This window comes from Parendozoicomonas verongulae (genome assembly GCF_009711465.1).
Lineage (GTDB): Bacteria > Pseudomonadota > Gammaproteobacteria > Pseudomonadales > Endozoicomonadaceae > Sansalvadorimonas > Sansalvadorimonas verongulae.
On the sequence record NZ_SMME01000393.1, the window covers coordinates 431 to 732 of the forward strand.

Sequence of the window (302 nt, forward strand, 5' to 3'; positions counted from 1 at the left end):
GTGAACCTTGTTGTTACCAGCTTTTGTATAGTAATCAGTCTGTCTGCTTCTGCCACTTATGCCTCAGAAGACAAGAGTAGACCTCTTCCTCTTATTCCGTTACGGCCATTAGATGTGATATCGACAGACGACATTGCACTACAAACTACAGACAGCACACATATCCATCCCCATAAAACAACGTCCTGCGTCATAGCCAGGACAGCGAACACCACCTCATGCATTGCCGGGGGGAAAAACAAAATACCGGACTAACTCTCACCGCCGCACCACCAGCACAACATCTGGCCGTTGAAACAGGT

The 302-nt window shown here is 48.0% G+C and carries 1 protein-coding gene; it reads left to right on the plus strand.

Translation table 11 applies throughout. From position 1 onward, the window contains the following. Positions 1 to 255 (plus strand): hypothetical protein (locus E1189_RS24475; RefSeq protein ID WP_230459882.1); only part of this gene is annotated, 255 nt, incomplete at its 5' end. Positions 256 to 302 lie beyond the last annotated feature (47 nt).